At 72.5% G+C, this 17,385-nt stretch carries 10 protein-coding genes; 3 read left to right on the top strand and 7 right to left on the bottom strand.

Going from position 1 to position 17,385, the window contains the following annotated elements; genetic code table 11:
* Positions 1 to 11: 11 nt before the first annotated feature.
* The 6 genes from ACFWFI_RS15370 to ACFWFI_RS15345 form a co-directional block, all read right to left on the bottom strand.
* Positions 12 to 1,160, bottom strand: a complete 1,149-nt coding sequence (locus ACFWFI_RS15370) for a glycosyltransferase (RefSeq protein ID WP_387389676.1) — start codon at positions 1,158 to 1,160, stop codon at positions 12 to 14.
* Entirely contained in the window at positions 1,157 to 4,003 is a 2,847-nt protein-coding gene (locus ACFWFI_RS15365) for a CDP-glycerol glycerophosphotransferase family protein (RefSeq protein WP_387389673.1), read from the bottom strand. Before ACFWFI_RS15365 ends, ACFWFI_RS15370 begins: the two co-directional genes overlap by 4 nt.
* Positions 4,000 to 7,452, bottom strand: coding sequence for a bifunctional glycosyltransferase/CDP-glycerol:glycerophosphate glycerophosphotransferase (locus ACFWFI_RS15360; protein WP_387389670.1), 3,453 nt, complete (start codon positions 7,450 to 7,452; stop codon positions 4,000 to 4,002). Before ACFWFI_RS15360 ends, ACFWFI_RS15365 begins: the two co-directional genes overlap by 4 nt.
* Positions 7,453 to 7,568: 116 nt before the next feature.
* Positions 7,569 to 8,429, bottom strand: a complete 861-nt coding sequence (locus ACFWFI_RS15355; RefSeq protein WP_387389668.1) for a TylF/MycF/NovP-related O-methyltransferase — start codon at positions 8,427 to 8,429, stop codon at positions 7,569 to 7,571.
* Between the two features lie 11 nt (positions 8,430 to 8,440).
* Entirely contained in the window at positions 8,441 to 9,175 is a 735-nt protein-coding gene (locus ACFWFI_RS15350) for a methyltransferase domain-containing protein (RefSeq protein WP_387389666.1), read from the bottom strand.
* 91 nt (positions 9,176 to 9,266) lie between these two features.
* On the bottom strand, positions 9,267 to 11,279 hold the full coding sequence (locus tag ACFWFI_RS15345; protein ID WP_387389663.1) for a bifunctional glycosyltransferase/CDP-glycerol:glycerophosphate glycerophosphotransferase: 2,013 nt from the start codon (positions 11,277 to 11,279) through the stop codon (positions 9,267 to 9,269).
* A gap of 100 nt (positions 11,280 to 11,379) precedes the next feature.
* Here ACFWFI_RS15345 and ACFWFI_RS15340 point away from each other — a divergent pair, with 100 nt between their 5' ends.
* A complete protein-coding gene (locus tag ACFWFI_RS15340; protein ID WP_387389660.1) occupies positions 11,380 to 14,859 on the top strand; it encodes a bifunctional glycosyltransferase/CDP-glycerol:glycerophosphate glycerophosphotransferase in 3,480 nt (1,159 codons plus the stop codon).
* On the opposite strand, the gene ACFWFI_RS15335 is transcribed toward ACFWFI_RS15340, so the two are convergent.
* Positions 14,849 to 15,454, bottom strand: coding sequence for a TetR/AcrR family transcriptional regulator (locus ACFWFI_RS15335; protein WP_387389658.1), 606 nt, complete (start codon positions 15,452 to 15,454; stop codon positions 14,849 to 14,851). The two genes, ACFWFI_RS15340 and ACFWFI_RS15335, sit on opposite strands and share 11 nt — an antisense overlap.
* Before the next feature lie 142 nt (positions 15,455 to 15,596).
* On the opposite strand from ACFWFI_RS15335, the gene ACFWFI_RS15330 reads away from it, so the two are divergent.
* Both ACFWFI_RS15330 and ACFWFI_RS15325 read left to right on the top strand, forming a co-directional pair.
* The gene (locus ACFWFI_RS15330) at positions 15,597 to 16,538 is read left to right on the top strand and encodes an ABC transporter permease (RefSeq protein WP_387389656.1); all 942 of its coding nucleotides are present in this window, start codon (positions 15,597 to 15,599) and stop codon (positions 16,536 to 16,538) included.
* The gene (locus tag ACFWFI_RS15325; protein WP_387389655.1) at positions 16,531 to 17,331 is read left to right on the top strand and encodes an ABC transporter ATP-binding protein; all 801 of its coding nucleotides are present in this window, start codon (positions 16,531 to 16,533) and stop codon (positions 17,329 to 17,331) included. The genes ACFWFI_RS15330 and ACFWFI_RS15325 overlap by 8 nt, the downstream gene beginning before the upstream one ends.
* Positions 17,332 to 17,385: the final 54 nt, after the last annotated feature.

Raw genomic sequence — 17,385 nt, 5'->3', positions numbered from 1 at the left:
CCAGGGGCCGTTCAGCGCTCCAGGAGGGCGAACAGCTCTTCCCAGCGGCCCATGATCCCGGCCTCGGAGAACCGCTGGACATTGGTGCGCGCCCGGTCCCCCATCGCGTCCCGCATCCGGGGGTTGCCTGTGAGCCGGAGCAGCCGGTCGGCGAGCGCGCCGATGTCACCGGCGGGCGCGAGCAGCCCGTCCTCGCCGTCCCGCACGATCTCCCGTACGCCCGGGGCGCAGTCGAACGCCGCACACGGCACGCCGCTCGCCATGGCCTCCAGCAGCGCGAGCGGGAAGCCTTCGCCGCGTGAGGACTGGACGAAGACGGAGGAAGAGGCGAGCGCACCGGGAACGTCGTCCGTGCGCCCCCGCCAGCCGACCGAGGAGTCGAGTCCCAGGCCGGTGCACTGCGCCCTGAGGTCCGCCTCGTCCTCACCCGTACCGTAGACGTCCAGCCGCCAGCCGGGGCGCTGCGGAGCCACCAGCGCCCAGGTGTCCAGGAGCATGTCGATGCCCTTCTGGTCGGTGAGCCGGCCGATGCTCGCGACCGACCGCTCGCGGCGCGGGGAGGGCACAGCGGGCAGCGCGGCCAGGGCGTTGGGCATGAAACCCACGTTGTTCATCCCGTCACCCGCCCACTTGTCGGCGTCCTCCTCCGTGAGGACGAGCCAGTGGTCGAGCGGCGGGTAGTGGTTCTTGATCCATCGGTAGCGGTGGCTCGCCCGGGAGTAGTCGTAGGACTCGTGGCTCATCCCGATGACCCGCAGATCTCCGGTGTCCGCCTCGCCGACCCACTCCATGGCCCAGACCTGGCTGACGATCACCACCCCTCCGGGCCGGGCCGCCCGGAAGATCTCCGAGAGCCGTGCGACGGCGCGGCGCTTCCGGGCAGCACGGTCGGCCTCGGCACGCCGGGCGGCGATCCGGAAGCGGTCCCGCAGGCCCTTGGGCTCCCAGGGCGTCGGAGGATGCGCCGGGTACAGGGCGGTCACCGGGTAGCCGGGCGGCTCGGGCAGGACCATCTTCCGCTCGGAAGCATGGATGCCGACGGTGTGCACCCGGTGGCCCGCCTCCTGGAACAACTGGGCGGTCCGGTGCATCCAGCCGGTCACACCGCCGAGTTCGTCGGTGCTGTTGGAGACGATGAAGACATCACGGCTGCGGCTCATCGGCCGGCCTCCCCGGTACGGACGGTGCGGGACGGAACGGTATGCCGGGCGAACACGGTGTCGACGACCGCGCGGGCCGCGTCCCCGCGGTCGTAGCTCCCGAACTCGGCGACGAAGGCGGCGCGTTCGTCCTGGAAGCCGGTGTCCGCGGTCTTCAGCCGGGCCAGCACGGCGAAGAGCTCCTCCTCGGTCGCCGCCACCGGTCCCGGCGCCTTCTCCCGCAGGTCGAAGTAGCTGCCCCGCTCGGCGGCGTAGGCGTCGAGATCCGGGGCGAAGAGGACGATCGGGCGGTCCAGGAGGGCGTAGTCGAACATGATCGACGAGTAGTCCGTGACCAGGACGTCGGTGAGCGCGAGCAGTTCGCTGACGTCGTGGTGGCGCGAGACGTCCACGACTGTGCCGGGCGGGCAGGCGGGGAGGCTCGCCGCCTCCAGGTAGTGCGCCCGCACGAGCAGGGTGTAGGTGTCGCCGAAGCGTTCCGCGAAGCGCGCCGCGTCCAGCAGGAGCCGCTGCCGCTTGCGCCTGCCCGGACCGCCCCGGAAGGTCGGCGCGTACAGCACGACCTTGCGGTGGTCGGGCAGACCGAGCTCGGCCGCGAGCGCCGGGCGCGGCAGCCGCCCCTCGGCCTCGTCCCTGGCACGGGCGGCGAGCAGGGCGTCGTTACGGGGGTATCCGGTGCGCAGCAGCGTCCTCTCGGGCAGCCGGTAGGCGCGGGCCAGCGTGCGCTCGTCGTGCTCGGACCGTACGAGGAAGTGGTCGAAGCGGTCCACGGCCTGCTGGAGCCGTTCGCGCTGCGGGGCGTTCTGCAGGCGCACCCGGGTCTCGTCGAAGCCCATGCGTTTGTACGCCGAACCGTGCCAGGTCTGGAGATAGGCCGTGCCGGAGGGCTTGTCGAGGTTCTGCGGGAACCCCTGGTTGTCGACCCAGTACTCCGCCCTGGCCAGGGCCCACAGATAGCGCCAGGACCAGCGGCGCACGAGCCTGGCGTCCGTGGGGAAGCCGGCCGGGGAATCGGCGTACGCCCATACGCAGCGCAGCCGGAGCCCCCGGGCGCGCACTTCCTCGTGGACGGCTCGGGGGCTGTCTCCGTAGCAGGTGCCCATGTGGCTCTCGAAGACCACGGAGCCCTTGCGCACGGGCAGCCGGAGCAGCCAGGAGCGGTAGACCGAGACCTTGAAGCCCCTGGCGTGCAGCCTGTCGCGACGCCTGCCCAGAGCGCGGAGCAGCAGCCTGGCCCGGCGGGCGGGACGGAAGTGCGTGGCGTAGTGGACCAGCCGGCGGGCCGTGCGGGCGGGACGGTGGCGGGCTTCGAGCCGGAGCGCCAGGTGGTCCCGGAGCGTGATGTAGGGCTGCCAGGTGTCCCCTGCCGTCCGGCCCAGCCGGGGCCGGGCGGGGGAACGGTCCGCCGGACCGACGAGGTCGTGTGCGGCGAAGAGGTCGCTCACCGAGCGGGTCCGGCCGTCCTCCACCACCATCCGCACGTCCCACACGGTGTCGCGGGGACCGAGGGGGCGCACCAGACGCGTCGGATCGGCGCGGGTCGACCAGCTGATCCCGGTGGTGTCGGGCCGCAGCGTGTCGACCGGGGCACGGAAGGTGCGGGAGCCGTCGCGTACGCGGAACTCCAGATGGGCCGTGAGGGGGCCGTCCGGGTCGGGGCCGGTGTGTGAGGGCAGGACGAGCCTGCCCGCGAGCAGGACACGGGTGCCGTGGGCCTCGTAGCGGGTGAGCCTGTTCATCAGCTTCAGCTCGCCGAACGGCCGGTACTGGTGGCCGAGTTCGGTGACCTCCAGCACGGGATCGGGCCCGCCCGGCCAGTACACCCGGCCGTCGTCCTCCATGGAGAGGGGCGCGGCCACGGCTCCCCTCCGCCGCAGCGCGTACGCCGCGGTGAGCGCCCCGTCCGCGTCGCCCCGCTCCAGCAGCCGGACGCCGACGCGCTCGACGGGCGGCAGGGTCAGCAGGACCGGCTCCGGGACGCAGCCGGGCAGCACCCGGGCCGCCGTCGCCGCGATCCGTTCGCGTCCGGCGGCGGGCAGCTCGGGGAAGGTGCGCACCAGCGGCACGAGATGGTCCAGCAGGAAGGCCCGGTCCCGCTCCTCGCGCAGTTCCGCCAGCCCCTGGGCGACCAGCACGTGGCACACGCGCCGGTGCGCCTCCACGAGCCCGGCGAGGTCCCGTCCGGCGTCGGGCACGGCCCGCCCGGAGACGATCCGGCGGCGTACGAGTGCGATCCGGCCGACGACGGCCGCGACCAGGGGGCCGAACAGGATCCCGCTGTGGGTGAGGTCCTCGTCGTAGCGCAGCGCGTGCCGCTCCAACGCCGCGCGCCGCACGCAGAATCCGGTCACCAAGGCGTCGCGCACGGCCAGTTCGGGGGCTTCGGTGAACCGGCCGACGGTGCGGGAGCGGAGGAACAGCGGGTGCTGCCAGGAGGGTTCCCGTTCCTTCGCCCCGTCCCCGGTGAGCCGGCTCCAGCGCCCGGCGACCAGGTCGGCGCGGGTACGCGTCCCGGCCTCCCAGAGGTTGCGGCAGGCGTGCTGCTGGAGGCGTTCGCCGACGTCGAGCACGAGCACGTACGTGCCCCGCGCCGCGTCCAGGCCGGCGTTGCGCAGCGACGCGACGGAGTCCGTACCGGGGTCGAGCACGCGGACGCGGTCCGGGGCGCGCCCGGCCAGCGATCCGGCCGACGCGCGCAGGGCGGCGGGGGCGGCGGCGGGCAGGACGACGAGGGCCTCGACGGCGCGCAGGCTCTGGTCGAGCACTGACTCCACGGACGCCGTCAGTGCCTCCTCCCCGCCCTCCGCGGCGGTGACCACACAGCTGAAGTCGGGCGTGCTCATGCCTGCGCCCCCTTCAGCATCCGGTCCACGACCTGGGCGGCCGCCGTCCCGTCGTCCAGATCGCAGAACGCCTCGCGGAAGCGCGCGTACGCCTCACGGTGGTCCGCCGTCGCGGCGTCCGGGTCGCGCAGTGCCTCGACGACGGCTGCCGAGTCGCTGATCAGCGGGCCGGGCGCCCGGTTCTCGAAGTCGAAGCAGAAGCCGCGCAGGGTGTCGCGGTAGTGCTCCAGGTCGTAGGTGTGGAAGAGCATCGGCCGGCCCGTCTGCGCGAAGTCGAACATCAGGGACGAGTAGTCCGTGACCAGCACATCGCTGATCAGCATCAGTTCGGCGACGTCGGGATGGCGCGACACGTCACGGACGAAGTCGCTCTCAGGGACGCTCCCCCCGACCAGGTAGTGGCGGCGGACCAGCAGGACGTGGTCCTCGCCGAGTGCCTTCCGCGCCTGTTCCAGGTCCAGTTGGAGATCGAGTCCGTACCGGCCGCCGTGCTTGGGCCGGTCCTCGCGCCAGGTGGGGGCGTACAGGACGACCCGCTTGCCGTCGGGCACGGAGAGCGACTGCCGGACGGCGTCGGCGGCCTTCGCGCGGTCGGGGGCGTACAGCAGGTCGTTGCGCGGGTACCCGCACTCGAGCACCTCGCCCGTGTGGCCGAAGGCGCGGCGCAGGACGGGCGTGGAGAAGCTGTTCGGCGAGACGAGCACGCTCCACTGGGCGGCACGCCGTGGCATCGACTCCATGTACGCGGTGTCCGCGAGAGCGGTGCCCGCCAGGTCGCGGCCGATGCGCTTGAGCGGGGTGCCGTGCCAGGTCTGTACGACGAACTGGCCGTCCGCCCGTTCGAACCACTCCGGCAGCTGGGTGTTGGTGACGATCCACCGGCTCCGGGCCAGGGCCTCGTGCCACTCGTCGCTGTGCAGTGCGACGGCACGCACCCCGGCGGGCACGGCGGCCTGCTGGTCCCGGACCACCCAGAGGTGCTCGACGCCGGTGCCGCGTCGGGCCAGTTCCTCGTGGACGGCGCGGGGCGAGTCCGAATACTGCCGCCCGTCGAAGCTGGAGTACAGGACGGTGTCCCGCAACTCCCGGCCGCGCAGGCTCACATACCGCTCGCGCAGCAGGCGCTGCCCGTACGCCCCCCGGGCCGCCTGCGGGAGGGCGCTGTCCGATCGCAGGGAGAGCCGGTCGTGGAAGCGCCTCTCCAGGGTGAAGCACCGCCCTCCCGACTCGTGCCGCAGCGGCAGTCCGGCGTGCAGCTGGTGCACCACGCGCAGCGGGAGATAGCGCTCCGGGTCGGTCTCGCCCCGCTCCCGGAGGAAGGGGTACCAACGGCCCTCGGCCAGCGGCAGAGCGCCCCCGGCCCCGTCGACGGCCCCGGGCGACAGCGCCGCACGGAAACCGGTGCCCGTGCGCTCCACGGCGAAGGTGTTCTCCTCCTGGTGGCCGCTGTGGCGCAGGACGAGCTCGTCGGTACGGTCCCGTACCGACGGGAAGGTCCCCTCCAGGACCAGGCCGGTGCCGTCCGACCACGACACGCCTGTGACGACGGGCCGCACGTCCCGGTCGGTGAGCACCAGGTCCCCGGAGGGATTGGCGGCGGCGTAGACCTCACGGCCGCCGGGCAGCGGATACCGCGCGGCGTCGGTCTCCGGGCGGGCCGCGACCGTCAGTCTGCGCGTCCCGCCGGTCAGCTGGACACCCCAGTCGCCGTCGGAGCCCCGGAACGTCACCAGCGGAACCTCGGCGACGACGGTGCGGCCGTCCGTGCCCTCGTCCGGGGCCAGGGGGAATTCGCGGGTCTCCTTCGTACGCCACTCCTGGAGCCTCAGAGCCGTCGGCGCGTCCCCTCCCAGCACCCGGACCGCGATCCGGAGGCCGTCCCCGGCCTCCGTCGGCCCGTGGCCGGCGAGTACGGCGTCGACCCGCTCGGCGCGCAGCTCCAGCTTGTTGCCGGAGAGCAGCGGGACGACCCGGGTGCGCTCGTCGACGTAACGCACGGCGGGCGCGGCCGGATTGCCGAGCAGCCGCATGGGTCCCCGGCGCGGCCGTCCCGCACCGACGACGACGGACTCCAGCTTCCACAGGGTCCGGGTACCCCGCGCCGTGCCCCTGGTGACCAACCGGCGCGGGTCGACGACGGTCTCGAAGCCGGACCGTTCGTAGCGGTGCAGCGAGCGGCCCGATCCGGCCGCCGCCTCGTCCGTCACCATCCTCCGCAGCCGGAGCGGAATCAGCCGGCGCCCCGACCTCAGCCAGCCGGCCCCGGCCGATCCGCCCGGGGCGTTGCGGACGTACGCGTAGCCCTTGAGGTGCAGGAGTCCGTCCCGCCACACGGCTTCCGTGAGGTGCGCGTGCACGGGGAGGTCCTCGGCGGACAGCGCGGTGACCTTGCGCGGGAGGGGGGCGTCGACACCCGGGTACTGGGCCCGTTGCCGCAGCCGCCCCCGGACGTGGAAGGTGTCACGGTCCGTGGACTCGTGGGCCAGGAGCGCGAGCAGCTCCGGTGTCCTGCGCTCCCGGATCAGCTGCCACTTGACCCGCAGATGCAGGGGCAGCGCGCCGAGGACGGCGGGCTCGACCGTGTCGGCGAAGGCGTTGGCATGGGTGAGGAAGGCCTCGTGGAAGCTCTCGTCGCCGTCCGGGAGCGCCTCGATGAACAGCCACAGGTCGCCGGAGAGCGCGTGTTCGTCGTAGCGCCGCTTCCCCTCCGTCATGCCCCGGTCCGCGAGGAAACGGCTGACCGTGGAGACCGCCGTGACCCGGTCGCGGATGCCCCGGGCCACCGCGCGCCGGGTGGTGATCGATCCGTCGCGGTCACGCCAGTGGTAGACCGGCTCCTCCACGACATCGACGCTCCGGGCCAGGAAGTGGGCCGGCAGGACCACGGCGATGTCCTCGTACAGGACACCCGTCGGGAAGGCGAAGGCGTGCTGGTCCCAGAAGGACCTGCGGAACACCTTGTTGCACGCGATGCGGTCGCCGAGCAGGATCCAGTCGCGGGTGACGTGGGTGGCCCGGCGCGGCTTCTCCATCGGCCTGCGGAACATCGGGGACTGTTCGAGCGCCCCGTTCGCCCGGAGCCTGAGGACATTGCCTGTCGCGAAGTCCGACCCGGAGGCTTCGAGTTCACCGAGCATCCTGGCGAAGGCACCCTGCGGGACGACGTCGTCGCTGTCGACGAACGTCAGGAACTCGGCTTCCGGGTGGGCCTGTCCGGCCCCCGCGTTGCGCGCCGCCCCGAGCCCGGCGTTCTTCTGCCGGATCAGACGGAAGCGCGGGTCCCGCCGGGAGAACTCCAGTGCCACATCGGCACCGCCGTCCGTCGAACCGTCGTCGACCATGACGACTTCCAGGTCGGCCATGGTCTGCCCTGCGAGCGAGTCCAGGCAGGCTCCGAGGTACTCCTCGACGTTGTAGAGCGGGACGACGACGGTGAGACGGGGTGCCATGGCGCTGCGCACGATCCTTCCGGACGGACGAACGGACTTCCTCTGTATGGAACGAGCCCCGTGCCGGGGAGGCACGGGGCTCACAACGGGGCGCTTCCCGCTCAGGGGCTTCCCGTTCAGGGTTTGACGGCGATACGGCCCTCGTCCATGCGCAGCAGCAGGAGCTGCTCGCCGGTCTCCTCCATGAACTCGTCCACGGCCTGGCGCGATCCCTGCCAGTAGCCGTAGTCGTCGATCAGCAGCACCCCGCCGCTCACCAGGCGCCCGTACAGGTGCTTGAGCTCGTGCTTCGTGGACGCGTACCAGTCGGTGTCCAGCCGGAGGATGGAGATCTGCTCCGGCGCCCGCTCCGGGACGGTGTCCTCGACCTTGCCCTGTACGTAGTGGACGCGGTCCTTCGGATACGGAACCTGCTCGAACCCCGCCTGCACGTCCTCCAGGGAGGCCACGGCCCAGATGGGCCGGTCCTTGCCCTGGGCGTCCAGCAGCTCCTGGGCCGGCCTGCCGTCCCGCCGCAGGTCCTCCTCGGTGGGCGGGGTCATGCCCTCGTACGTGTCGAAGAGGTAGAGGTCGCGGCCGGTTTCGCCGAGCGACAGCAGCGTCCTGGCACAGGCCTGCATGGAACCGCCGCGCCAGACGCCGCACTCGACGATGTCTCCCGGGATGTCGTGCTTGACGACGTGCCGGGTCGCGAGGACGAAGGCGTTGAGCCGTTCCGGAGAGGTCATCGTGTACGGCTTGACCGCACGGATGATGTCCTTCGCCTCGTCGTCGTAGTCCGCCGGGAACTGCGGCTTCTTCGCCGCCGGCTTCGCCGCGACCGGGGGCTGCGCAGCCTCCTGCGCGGCCTCGGGGGCGGAGCGGGGAGCGGGCACTGTCGCACGCCTGAGCTGGTATCCGGTGAATTGCTGAAGGACGCCGTTGACGGCGTTGCGCCAAGCCATGGGGCCGGACAGTACGCGCGCTTTGCGGCTCATGTCATCTTTCGTCAACCTGTAGTTGATGGGACCGTACGGCTGTCCGGCCGCCCGCACCGTTCCCGGCCGTCCAGCGGGCGCGGCAACGGCACCCGGTCCACCCCGCCGGCCCGGTTCGCCCACCACACCGCCGTCTCCCGCACCGCGAGGTCTGCCAGCCCGTTCTTCAGCCGGGTCACCGGACGCCGGTGGGGCTGCGGCCGGCGGAAGACTCCCACCGAGTCGCCCCAGTAGGCGGCCTTGGAATCGATGGAGGCGTAGTCGTGCCGGATGCCCTTGGCGGGCGGGAAGTCCGTGTACGCCTCGCAGAGTTCCAGGCGGGAGTGGGCGGCCATCGCGCGGAAGCCGTCGGGGTAGTAGCGCCAGCAGTCCTGCGCGTCGTGGGCGTGCCCGCGCGAGGGTGCGGTGATGAAGGCGTAGCCGCCGGGCTTGAGCACCCGGGCGATCTCCATCATCGACACCCAGAAGAAGGGGATGTGCTCGAACGCCTGGCCGGACAGCACCACATCGGCGCTCCGTGACTTCGCGGGGATCCGGTAGGGCCGGGCCATGACCGCGTCGACGTTGGGGCCGTCGAGTACATCGACCCCGAGGTAGTCGATGTCGTGGTCCGCCAGCAGCCCGCGATGGGTGCGGGTCTGCTTGCCGGAGATCCGTGAGCCGAGGTCCACGACGCGGTGCCTGCGGGACTTGGGCAGATACTCCTGGATGCAGAGCTGCATCTGCTCGTAGGCGGACCGGTGCATGAGCTACTCCCAACGTTGCCGTGTGCGCGCGCTGTTGAGCACAACGACGGCGGGCTGTGGAGGGATCGCCCCGTACGGGTGACCCCGAGGCTCAGTTCGAACGCACCGGGAAGACCCGCCGCACCACGCGCTCCGCCGCGCGTCCGTCGTCGTACGGACAGAAGCGGCTGCGGAACGCGGCGCGCAGCGCGTCCGCCTCCGGGGACCTCCAGGCACCGCTCCGCAGCACCTCGAACAGTTCGTCCTCCGTGGTGGCGACCACCCCGGGGCTGTCACCGGGGCGGCCGGACAGCAGGTCCAGGTAGGTACCGCGAGCGGCGCGGTAGGCGTCCCAGTCGGGGACGTAGGCGATGATCGGGCGGTCCAGGCAGGCGTAGTCGAACATCAGGGACGAGTAGTCGGTGATCAACGCGTCGGCGGCCAGGAAGAGTTCTTCGACGGAGGGGTGGCCGGTGACGTCGACGACCCGGCCCCCCGCCGCGGTACCGGCCGAGCGCCCGTAGAAGTAGTGGGCGCGCACCAGCAGCACACAGCCGGGGCCGAGTTCTCGGGTGAGACGCTCCAGGTCGAGCCTCGGGACGAAGCCCCTGCGGTAGTCGCGGTGTGTGGGCGCGTACAGCAGCACGGTCGATCCGGGCGCGATGCCGAGCTCCGCCCGGATCTTGCCTGCCTGCTCGGGCGTGGCGGTGCACAGGATGTCGTTGCGCGGGTAGCCGTACGGCAGTTGTTCGTACGAGGAGGGGTAGACCCGGTCCCAGACCTCGGTGCTGTGCGGGTTGGCGGAGAGGCTGAAGTCCCACTGGTCGGTGTGCGCGACGACCCGTTCGTAGCTGACGCCTCCGGTGAGGGCGGGGTACGGGAGCTGGTCCAGGCCCATGGTCTTCAGCGGGGTCCCGTGGTGGGTCTGGAGATAGGTCTGGCCGGGCCGTTTGGTGAATCCGCCGGGGAAGCTGGAGTTGTTGACCAGGTACGTCGCGGTGGCCATGGTCCGCCAGTAGGCGCGGGAGCCCTCGATGACGTACGGCACACCGGGCGGCATCCTGTCGCGGTGGCGGGAGGAGACGACCCAGACACCCCGGATGTGCGGGACCAGTTCGAGGGCCTTGGCGTAGACGGCTGCCGGATTGCAGGCGACGCCCCTGTTCCAGTAGGCCCCGTAGACGGCGAGGCAGGGGTCCAGCGGCCGGTGGAGGTCGGCGCGGTAGAGGGCCCTCATCACGCGGGCACGCAGCGACTTCCTGCCCGCGCGCGCGACGGCTCGCGCCCGGACACGCCCGGCGCGGACGGCTTCCCGGGCACGGTGCGCGGTGTACCGGCCGGGGAGCCCCGCCGCCCGGAAGAAGGCGGCTCGGTCGCCCGGGGCGATCCGGCCCGGGTCGCCGAGCACGGCGGCCAGGTGCGCGGTGCGCACGGCCGGGATCCGCGGGTCGCCGCCGGTCTCGGCGGTCAGCCGCTGGTACGCGTCGACGACGGAGAAGTGCGCGCGGCCCGGTGCCGTGGCGGAGGTCCCGGTGCGGCGCAGCCGGTGGCGTACGCAGAGCCGGTCGAGCGAGGCGAGGGTGCCCGCGTCGGACGCGAGGAAGGCCGCACGGTGGACGGGCACGACGTCGTCGTACGGGCCTTCGGTGAAGCGGAGCCGGTGGGCGTCCCAGAAGGCGCGGCGGAAGAGCTGGTTCCGGGCGGCCGGGAGGGCGTCACCCGGCTGTACCGTGCCCCACCAGTCGACCCGGTCGTGGCCCAGTCGCAGCACGTCGGGCCTGTCCCCCGTCAGCCGTGCGGAGATCTCCGCCACCGCTCCGGGAAGGAGCAGGTCGTCCCCGTCGAGGAAGAGCAGATAGGCCCCCCGCGCCGCCGCCGCGCCGGCGTTGCGAGCCGCGCCCGTGTCCCAGGGGCGGTCGAGGACCAGCACACGCACCCGGGCGTCGCGCTCGGCGAACTCCCGTGCGATGGCGAGGTCCAGCCCGCAATCGGGCGCGCCGACGACGATCAGCTCCCGGTCCGCCGGCCCGTCGTCCGCAGGCGGCGACTGCCCGGTCACGGACTCCAGGGCCGCCCTCAGGTAGCCCTGAACACGGTGGGCGGGCACGACGACACTGAGGAGCATGGCAGCCGAGCGTAATGGGGACCTCGCGGTCCGCCCCAGTGATCTTCACCCGTTCGGGTCAACGGCGTGACCCTGGGCGCTCCCCCGGGTTGAGCCGTACATGAAGCCACTCCTCAGCGTCGTCGTCCCGGTGCACAACGTCGAGGACTACCTGGAGGAGTGCCTCGCCTCGCTGGCCGGACAGTCCCTGAAGGACATCGAGGTGGTGCTCGTCGACGACGGCTCGACGGATGGAAGCCGCCGCATCGCGGAGGACTTCGCCGCCGGGGACGACCGCTTCCGCTGCGTCCACCAGCCCAACGCGGGCCTGAGCGCGGCCCGCAACACGGGGATCGCCCACACCGCCCCCGGCGTCCCGTACCTGGCGTTCGCCGACAGCGACGACGTCCTCGTCCCCGACGCGTACGAACGGATGGTGGCGTCCCTGGAGTCGACCGGCTCGGACCTGGTGACGGGCAATGTGTGGCGGCTCAACGAGCAGGGCAGGCAGCAGGCCTGGCAGTACCGCTGGCTGACAGCCGACCGCCCCCGCACCCACATCACCCGCGACGCCCGGCTGCTGGCCGACCGCGTCGCCTGGAACAAGGTGTTCCGGCGTTCGTTCTGGGACCGGCACGCCTTCTCCTTCCCGGTGGGCAAGCTCTACGAGGACACCCCGGTGATGATCCCCGCGCACTACCTCGCCGGGGCGGTGGACGTGCTGCACGAGCACGTCTACCACTGGCGGGTGCGGGAGGGGTCGATCACCCGGCGGCGTACAGACGTGCGGGGCGTGCGGGACCGGATCGCCGCCTGTGAACAGGTCAGCGCCTTCCTCGCGGACCGCGGCGCCGGGCAGCGGCTGCGCTACGACGCCTCGTGCCTGCGCGACGACTTCGTGTACTTCCTGGAGGGGCTGCCGATGGGCGGACCCGCCTACCGTTCCGCGTTCATGACGGACGCGGGCGCCTTCGTCGACCGGGCGGGCGACGCGGCCCTGGCCGGGCTCCCTGCCGAGGCACGCCTCCGATGGCAGCTGGTACGGGAGCGCAGGGCCGACGAACTGCTGGCCGTCCTGGACTTCGAACGGGCCAACGGGACGGGCACGTTCGCCGTCGAGGGCCTCCCGGGCCGGCGACGCTCCGTCTACCCCGGGGTCCCGGACGCCGGGAGCGTCTCGGCCCGCCTCGGCAAGGGTGATCTGCCCGCCGTGGCACGGCTGGTGGAGACGTCGTGGGACGAAGACGGCACACTGCGGCTGCGCGGATACGCGTACATCCGCAATCTCCCGGCCCGGACGGCCCGGCAGTCGCTGAAGGCCGGCCTGGTGCGGGAAGCGGCGGGCAGACGGATGCGGGCCGTGCAGGTGCGCACGGTCCGGACCGACCGGGCCACCGCCGACTCCGGCCAGGAACTGCACCGTTACGACTACGCGGGCTTCGAGATGGTCCTCGACCCTGGACGGCTCGGGCCGGGCAACTGGCTGGTGGGCGTGGTGGTGGCAGGACACGGCGTCGTACGGCGGGCGGCGCTGCGCGCGGTGGAGGCGGCCGCCGCGCAGCCTCTGGTGCGCGACCTGGGCGGGGGGCGGCGCGCGGTGCTCGGTTACCGGGACGGGCGGCTGGAGCTGTCCGTGACCCGGCTGCCCGCGGTGGCCACCGGCCACGACCGCGGGCCGGACACCCTGGAGCTGACCGGCCGGCTGTACGGGAGCGCCCGGCCGACCGCCCTCGTGCTCACCCGCGACGGAGCCTCGGAGCATGTCTGCCCCATGCGGTTCGACGACGGGGACGGCTTCGGCGTGCGGCTCCCGCTCGCGGCGCTCGCCGCCGAGCCCACCCCGGGGCCCGGCGCTCCTCACGAGCCCGCCCCGGGGGCCGGGGGCCGGTGGCGGGCGGCGCTCCTGACCGACGGCGTCCGCGTGCCGCTCGCCGCGGCGCCGGACCTACCGCCGCCCGTCTTCGCGGACGCGGCGGGCAACCTGGTGGTGGACATGTCCGGAGAACCGCGCGTGGACCGTGCCGGACCCGCTCCGGGCGGCGGGCTGCGCATCGACGGGAGCGGGGCCGGCGCACTCGAACTGCGGCACAGCACCCTCGGTGAGACGGTGACCGTCCCCGTCTCACGGCTGGAGCCCGCCGAGTGGCTGGAGCCCGCCGGACGTCAGGAACCCTTCGGGCAGCAGGAGGACCGCTTCGCCGCCGTGCTCGCCCGGCCTCCGCGCGAAGGCGACTGGGAGGTGTTCCTGGGCGGCCGGCCCGTGCGCGTGGGGGCGGCGCTCGCCGCCCTCCTGCCGCTGAGCACCGCCGGGACCGGATTCCGCCTGGACCGCCGTCACGGCGACCGTCTGACCGTGCACTGCGCGCCGGCGCTCGACGACGCCGAGCGGAGCGCTTACCGCCAGGGCCGTCTGCGGACGGCGCACTACCCGGCGCAGCGCAGGCTGCCGCTGCGGGACGCCGTGCTCTACATCGGAGACGGCTCCCCGCGCGCCGTGCACGCCGAGCTCGTGCGCCGGAGCACGGATGCCGAGCACCTCTGGGTCACCGACGGATCCGCGGGCGCCACGTCCCGCGTCCCGCCCACCGCCGTCCCTGTCCTGGCGCGCAGCACCGCCTGGTACGAGGCGCTGGCGCGGGCCCGCCGGATCGTCGCGGCCGGCCAGCTGCCCGCGTGGTTCGAGCGCCGCCCGGACCAGACGGTCGTACAGACCTGGCACGGGTCCCCTCTCGGCCGGTTCGGCCTGGACCTCACCGGCACCCTGTACGCCGATCATCAGTACCTCGCCACGCTGGCGCACCGCTCCGCCCAGTGGTCGGTCCTGGTCTCCCCCAGCGCCTTCGCCACTCCGCATCTCCGCCGCGCCCTCGCCTACCGGGGCGAGGTGCTGGAGGCGGGTTCGCCGGCCGACGACCTGCTGTTCGCTCCCGGCCGGGACAGGACGGCCGAACGGGTACGCCGCCTGCTGGACATCCCTGACGGCCACCGTGTGGTGCTGTACGCGCCGACGTACCGCGACCATCTCGCGCACGCGCCGGCCGGTGTTCCCGACGGCTCCTCGCCGCTGTACCGCTGGGACCCCGCGCTCGACCTGCCCGCGCTGGCACGCTCGCTGGACGGCCGCACCACCGTGCTGGTCCGCAGGCATCCGCGGGTGACGGGCAGCGTGCCGGCGCACGACGCCCTGCGTGATGTGTCCACGCACCCGGACGCCACCGAGCTCCTGCTGATCTCCGATGTGCTGGTCACCGACTACTCGGGCCTGGCGTTCGGCTTCGCGCACACCGGCCGTCCGATGCTCTTCCACACCTACGACCTGGAGCACTACAGGGACACCGTGCGCGGCTTCTGCCTGGACTTCGAGACCCGGGCCCCCGGTCCGCTGCTCGTCACCACCCAGGAGGTGGCTCAGGCCCTGCGGGCCGCACCGGCTTCGGCGGGCCTTCACGCGGAGGCGTACGAGAGCTTCCGGCGGGACCACTGCGGCCCTGTTGACGGCCACGCGGCCCGCCGCGTCGCGGACCGGCTGCTCGACGGGGTGCCCGGACCCCCGAGCCCCGTCGGCCCGAGCCCCGTCGGCCCTCGTTCCGTCAGGCCTTGAGCGCGCGGACCGCCGATGCCGCGAGGTCGTCGAGATATCCCTTGGGCAGGCCGCCGCGCACCACGACGAGGCGCCAGTAGAGCGGTCCGACGATGAGGTCCAGCGCCCGGTCGGGATCGCTGCCCTCGGGCAGTTCGCCGCGCGCCACCGCCGCCCGTACGACCACGGCGGCAACTCCCTGCTGCTGGTCGAGCAGGGCGGCCTTGATGGCGTCGGAGATCTCCGGGTTGCGGGCCGCCTCGACCAGCAGGTCAGGGATCACCTGCGAGGCCACGGGGTGACGAAGGGCGTACGCGGCCAGTTCCAGGACGGCGCGAACGTCCCCGTACAGCGACCCCGTCGCGGGCGCGGGCATGCCCTGCGCGGCGACCGCCGCGACCAGGTCCAGGACGAGATGCAGCTTGGACTTCCAGCGCCGGTAGACGGCGGTCTTGCCCACCCCCGCACGGCGGGCGATGCCCTCGATCGACATCCGCGCGAATCCCACGGCGGCCAGCTCCTCGAAGACGGCGCCGCGGATCGCGTCGGTGACGTCCTCGCGCAGCACCGCGGCACCTGCCGGGGTGCGGCGCCCGGTTCGCCGTTCGGTGGTCATGGCCCGAATGATAGACCGTAACGACGAAACGGTTGCGTTGCGACGTACAAACGTCCTACTGTCGACGTTGCGACGATACGGTGCCGTCCCATCGATCCGGATCTGTCCGACCCTGATTCCCCGCCCCCCGTCGAAAGCGATCGTGGTGAGCCAGACAGCAGCCCCGCCGGCCCCGGTGGACACCGCATCTCCCGCCCTCCTCCCCGTGTACGAACCCGGCGAGCTGGCCGCGCTCGCCGCCCGGCACGGGCTGACCGTCAGCGGGGCCCGGCCGACACTCGGTGCGTACGTCCGGCAGCTCTGGGGGCGCAGGCACTTCATCACCGCCTTCGCGACGGCCAAGCTGACCGCGCAGTACAGCCAGGCGAAGCTCGGCCAGATCTGGCAGATCATGACCCCGCTGCTCAACGCGACGGTCTACTACTTCATCTTCGGCGTCCTGATGAACACCAAGCACGGAGTCCCCGACTACGTGCCCTTCCTCGTCACCGGCGTCTTCATCTGGACCTTCACCGCCAGCTCGATCACGGCCGGCACCCGGGCCATCAGCGGCAACACCGGACTCGTCCGGGCGCTGCACTTCCCCCGTGCGTCCCTGCCGATCGCCCTGGCCATCCAGCAGCTCCAGCAGCTGCTGTTCTCCCTGGGCGCACTGTTCCTGATCCTCCTCGCGTTCGGCCAGTACCCGCAGCCGTCCTGGCTGCTGGCGGTCCCCGCGCTCGCCCTGCAGGCCCTGTTCAACACCGGCATCTCGATGGTCATGGCCCGGCTGGCGGCCAAGACCCCCGACATCGCCCAGCTGACACCCTTCATCCTGCGCACCTGGATGTACGCGTCGGGCGTCATGTGGAGCCTCGACACGCTGCTCACCGCCGACCGGGTTCCGCGGCTCGTCCTGCTCGCGCTGGAGTGCAACCCGGCGGCCGTCTACATCGACCTGATGCGCTACGCCCTGATCGACAGCTTCACCGGCGCGCAGCTGCCCCCGCACGTATGGGCCGTCGCGACGGGCTGGGCGCTCGTCTGCGGCATCGGCGGTTTCGTGTACTTCTGGAAGGCCGAGGAGAGGTACGGACGTGGCTGACACCCTCGATACCCGTGTACCCACCGTCGTCGTCGACGACGTCCACATCACCTACACGGTGAACGGCGCCCGCACCGGAAGGGGCAGCGCCACCTCCGCCCTGAACCGGATCGTGTCGCGCCGGCAACCGCGGGGCGCACGCCAGGTGCACGCCGTGAAGGGCGTCAGCTTCGCCGCGTACAAGGGCGAGGCCATCGGCCTGATCGGCTCCAACGGATCCGGGAAGTCGACGCTCCTCAAGGCGATCGCGGGGCTGCTGCCCCCGTCGAAGGGGCGGGTCCACACCCAGGGCCAGCCCTCGCTGCTCGGTGTGAACGCCGCCCTGATGAGCGACCTGACCGGGGAGCGCAACGTCGTGCTCGGCGGCCTGGCCATGGGCATGACGCGTGAGCAGATCCGCGAGCGCTACCAGGACATCGTCGACTTCTCCGGCATCAACGAGAAGGGCGACTTCATCACCCTGCCCATGCGGACCTACTCCTCCGGCATGGGGGCCAGGCTGCGCTTCTCCATCGCGGCCGCCAAGAGTCATGACGTCCTGCTGATCGACGAGGCGCTGTCCACCGGCGACGCGAAGTTCCAGCGGCGCAGCAAGGACCGGATCATGGAGCTCCGCGAGGAGGCCGGCACGGTGTTCCTGGTCAGCCACAGCAACAGGTCGATCACCGAGACCTGCGACCGGGCGATCTGGCTGGAGGCGGGCACCCTGCGGATGGACGGCCCGGCCGAGGAGGTCGTGGCCGCGTACGAGGAGTTCACCGGGCCCGCGAAGCCGAAGAAGGCCAAGAAGTAGCGCCGTCCAGGAAATCACGCCGTAATGCCGTCCGCCGGACGGGCCGATGTGGCC

Source organism: Streptomyces sp. NPDC060209 (assembly GCF_042728155.1).
Classification (GTDB): domain Bacteria; phylum Actinomycetota; class Actinomycetes; order Streptomycetales; family Streptomycetaceae; genus Streptomyces.
The sequence above is the reverse complement of the archived record's forward strand: the minus strand, read 5'-3'. Positions and strand labels throughout refer to the sequence as shown.

What these genes read in the sequence shown, in the direction of transcription:
- ACFWFI_RS15335 (WP_387389658.1), bottom strand. Translation starts at nt 15,454, where the DNA reads ATGACCACCGAACGGCGAACCGGGCGCCGCACCCCGGCAGGTGCCGCG.
- ACFWFI_RS15355 (WP_387389668.1), bottom strand. Translation starts at nt 8,429, where the DNA reads ATGAGCCGCAAAGCGCGCGTACTGTCCGGCCCCATGGCTTGGCGCAAC.
- ACFWFI_RS15350 (WP_387389666.1), bottom strand. Translation starts at nt 9,175, where the DNA reads ATGCACCGGTCCGCCTACGAGCAGATGCAGCTCTGCATCCAGGAGTAT.
- ACFWFI_RS15345 (WP_387389663.1), bottom strand. Translation starts at nt 11,279, where the DNA reads ATGCTCCTCAGTGTCGTCGTGCCCGCCCACCGTGTTCAGGGCTACCTG.
- ACFWFI_RS15360 (WP_387389670.1), bottom strand. Translation starts at nt 7,452, where the DNA reads ATGGCACCCCGTCTCACCGTCGTCGTCCCGCTCTACAACGTCGAGGAG.
- ACFWFI_RS15365 (WP_387389673.1), bottom strand. Translation starts at nt 4,003, where the DNA reads ATGAGCACGCCCGACTTCAGCTGTGTGGTCACCGCCGCGGAGGGCGGG.
- ACFWFI_RS15370 (WP_387389676.1), bottom strand. Translation starts at nt 1,160, where the DNA reads ATGAGCCGCAGCCGTGATGTCTTCATCGTCTCCAACAGCACCGACGAA.
- ACFWFI_RS15340 (WP_387389660.1), top strand. Translation starts at nt 11,380, where the DNA reads ATGAAGCCACTCCTCAGCGTCGTCGTCCCGGTGCACAACGTCGAGGAC.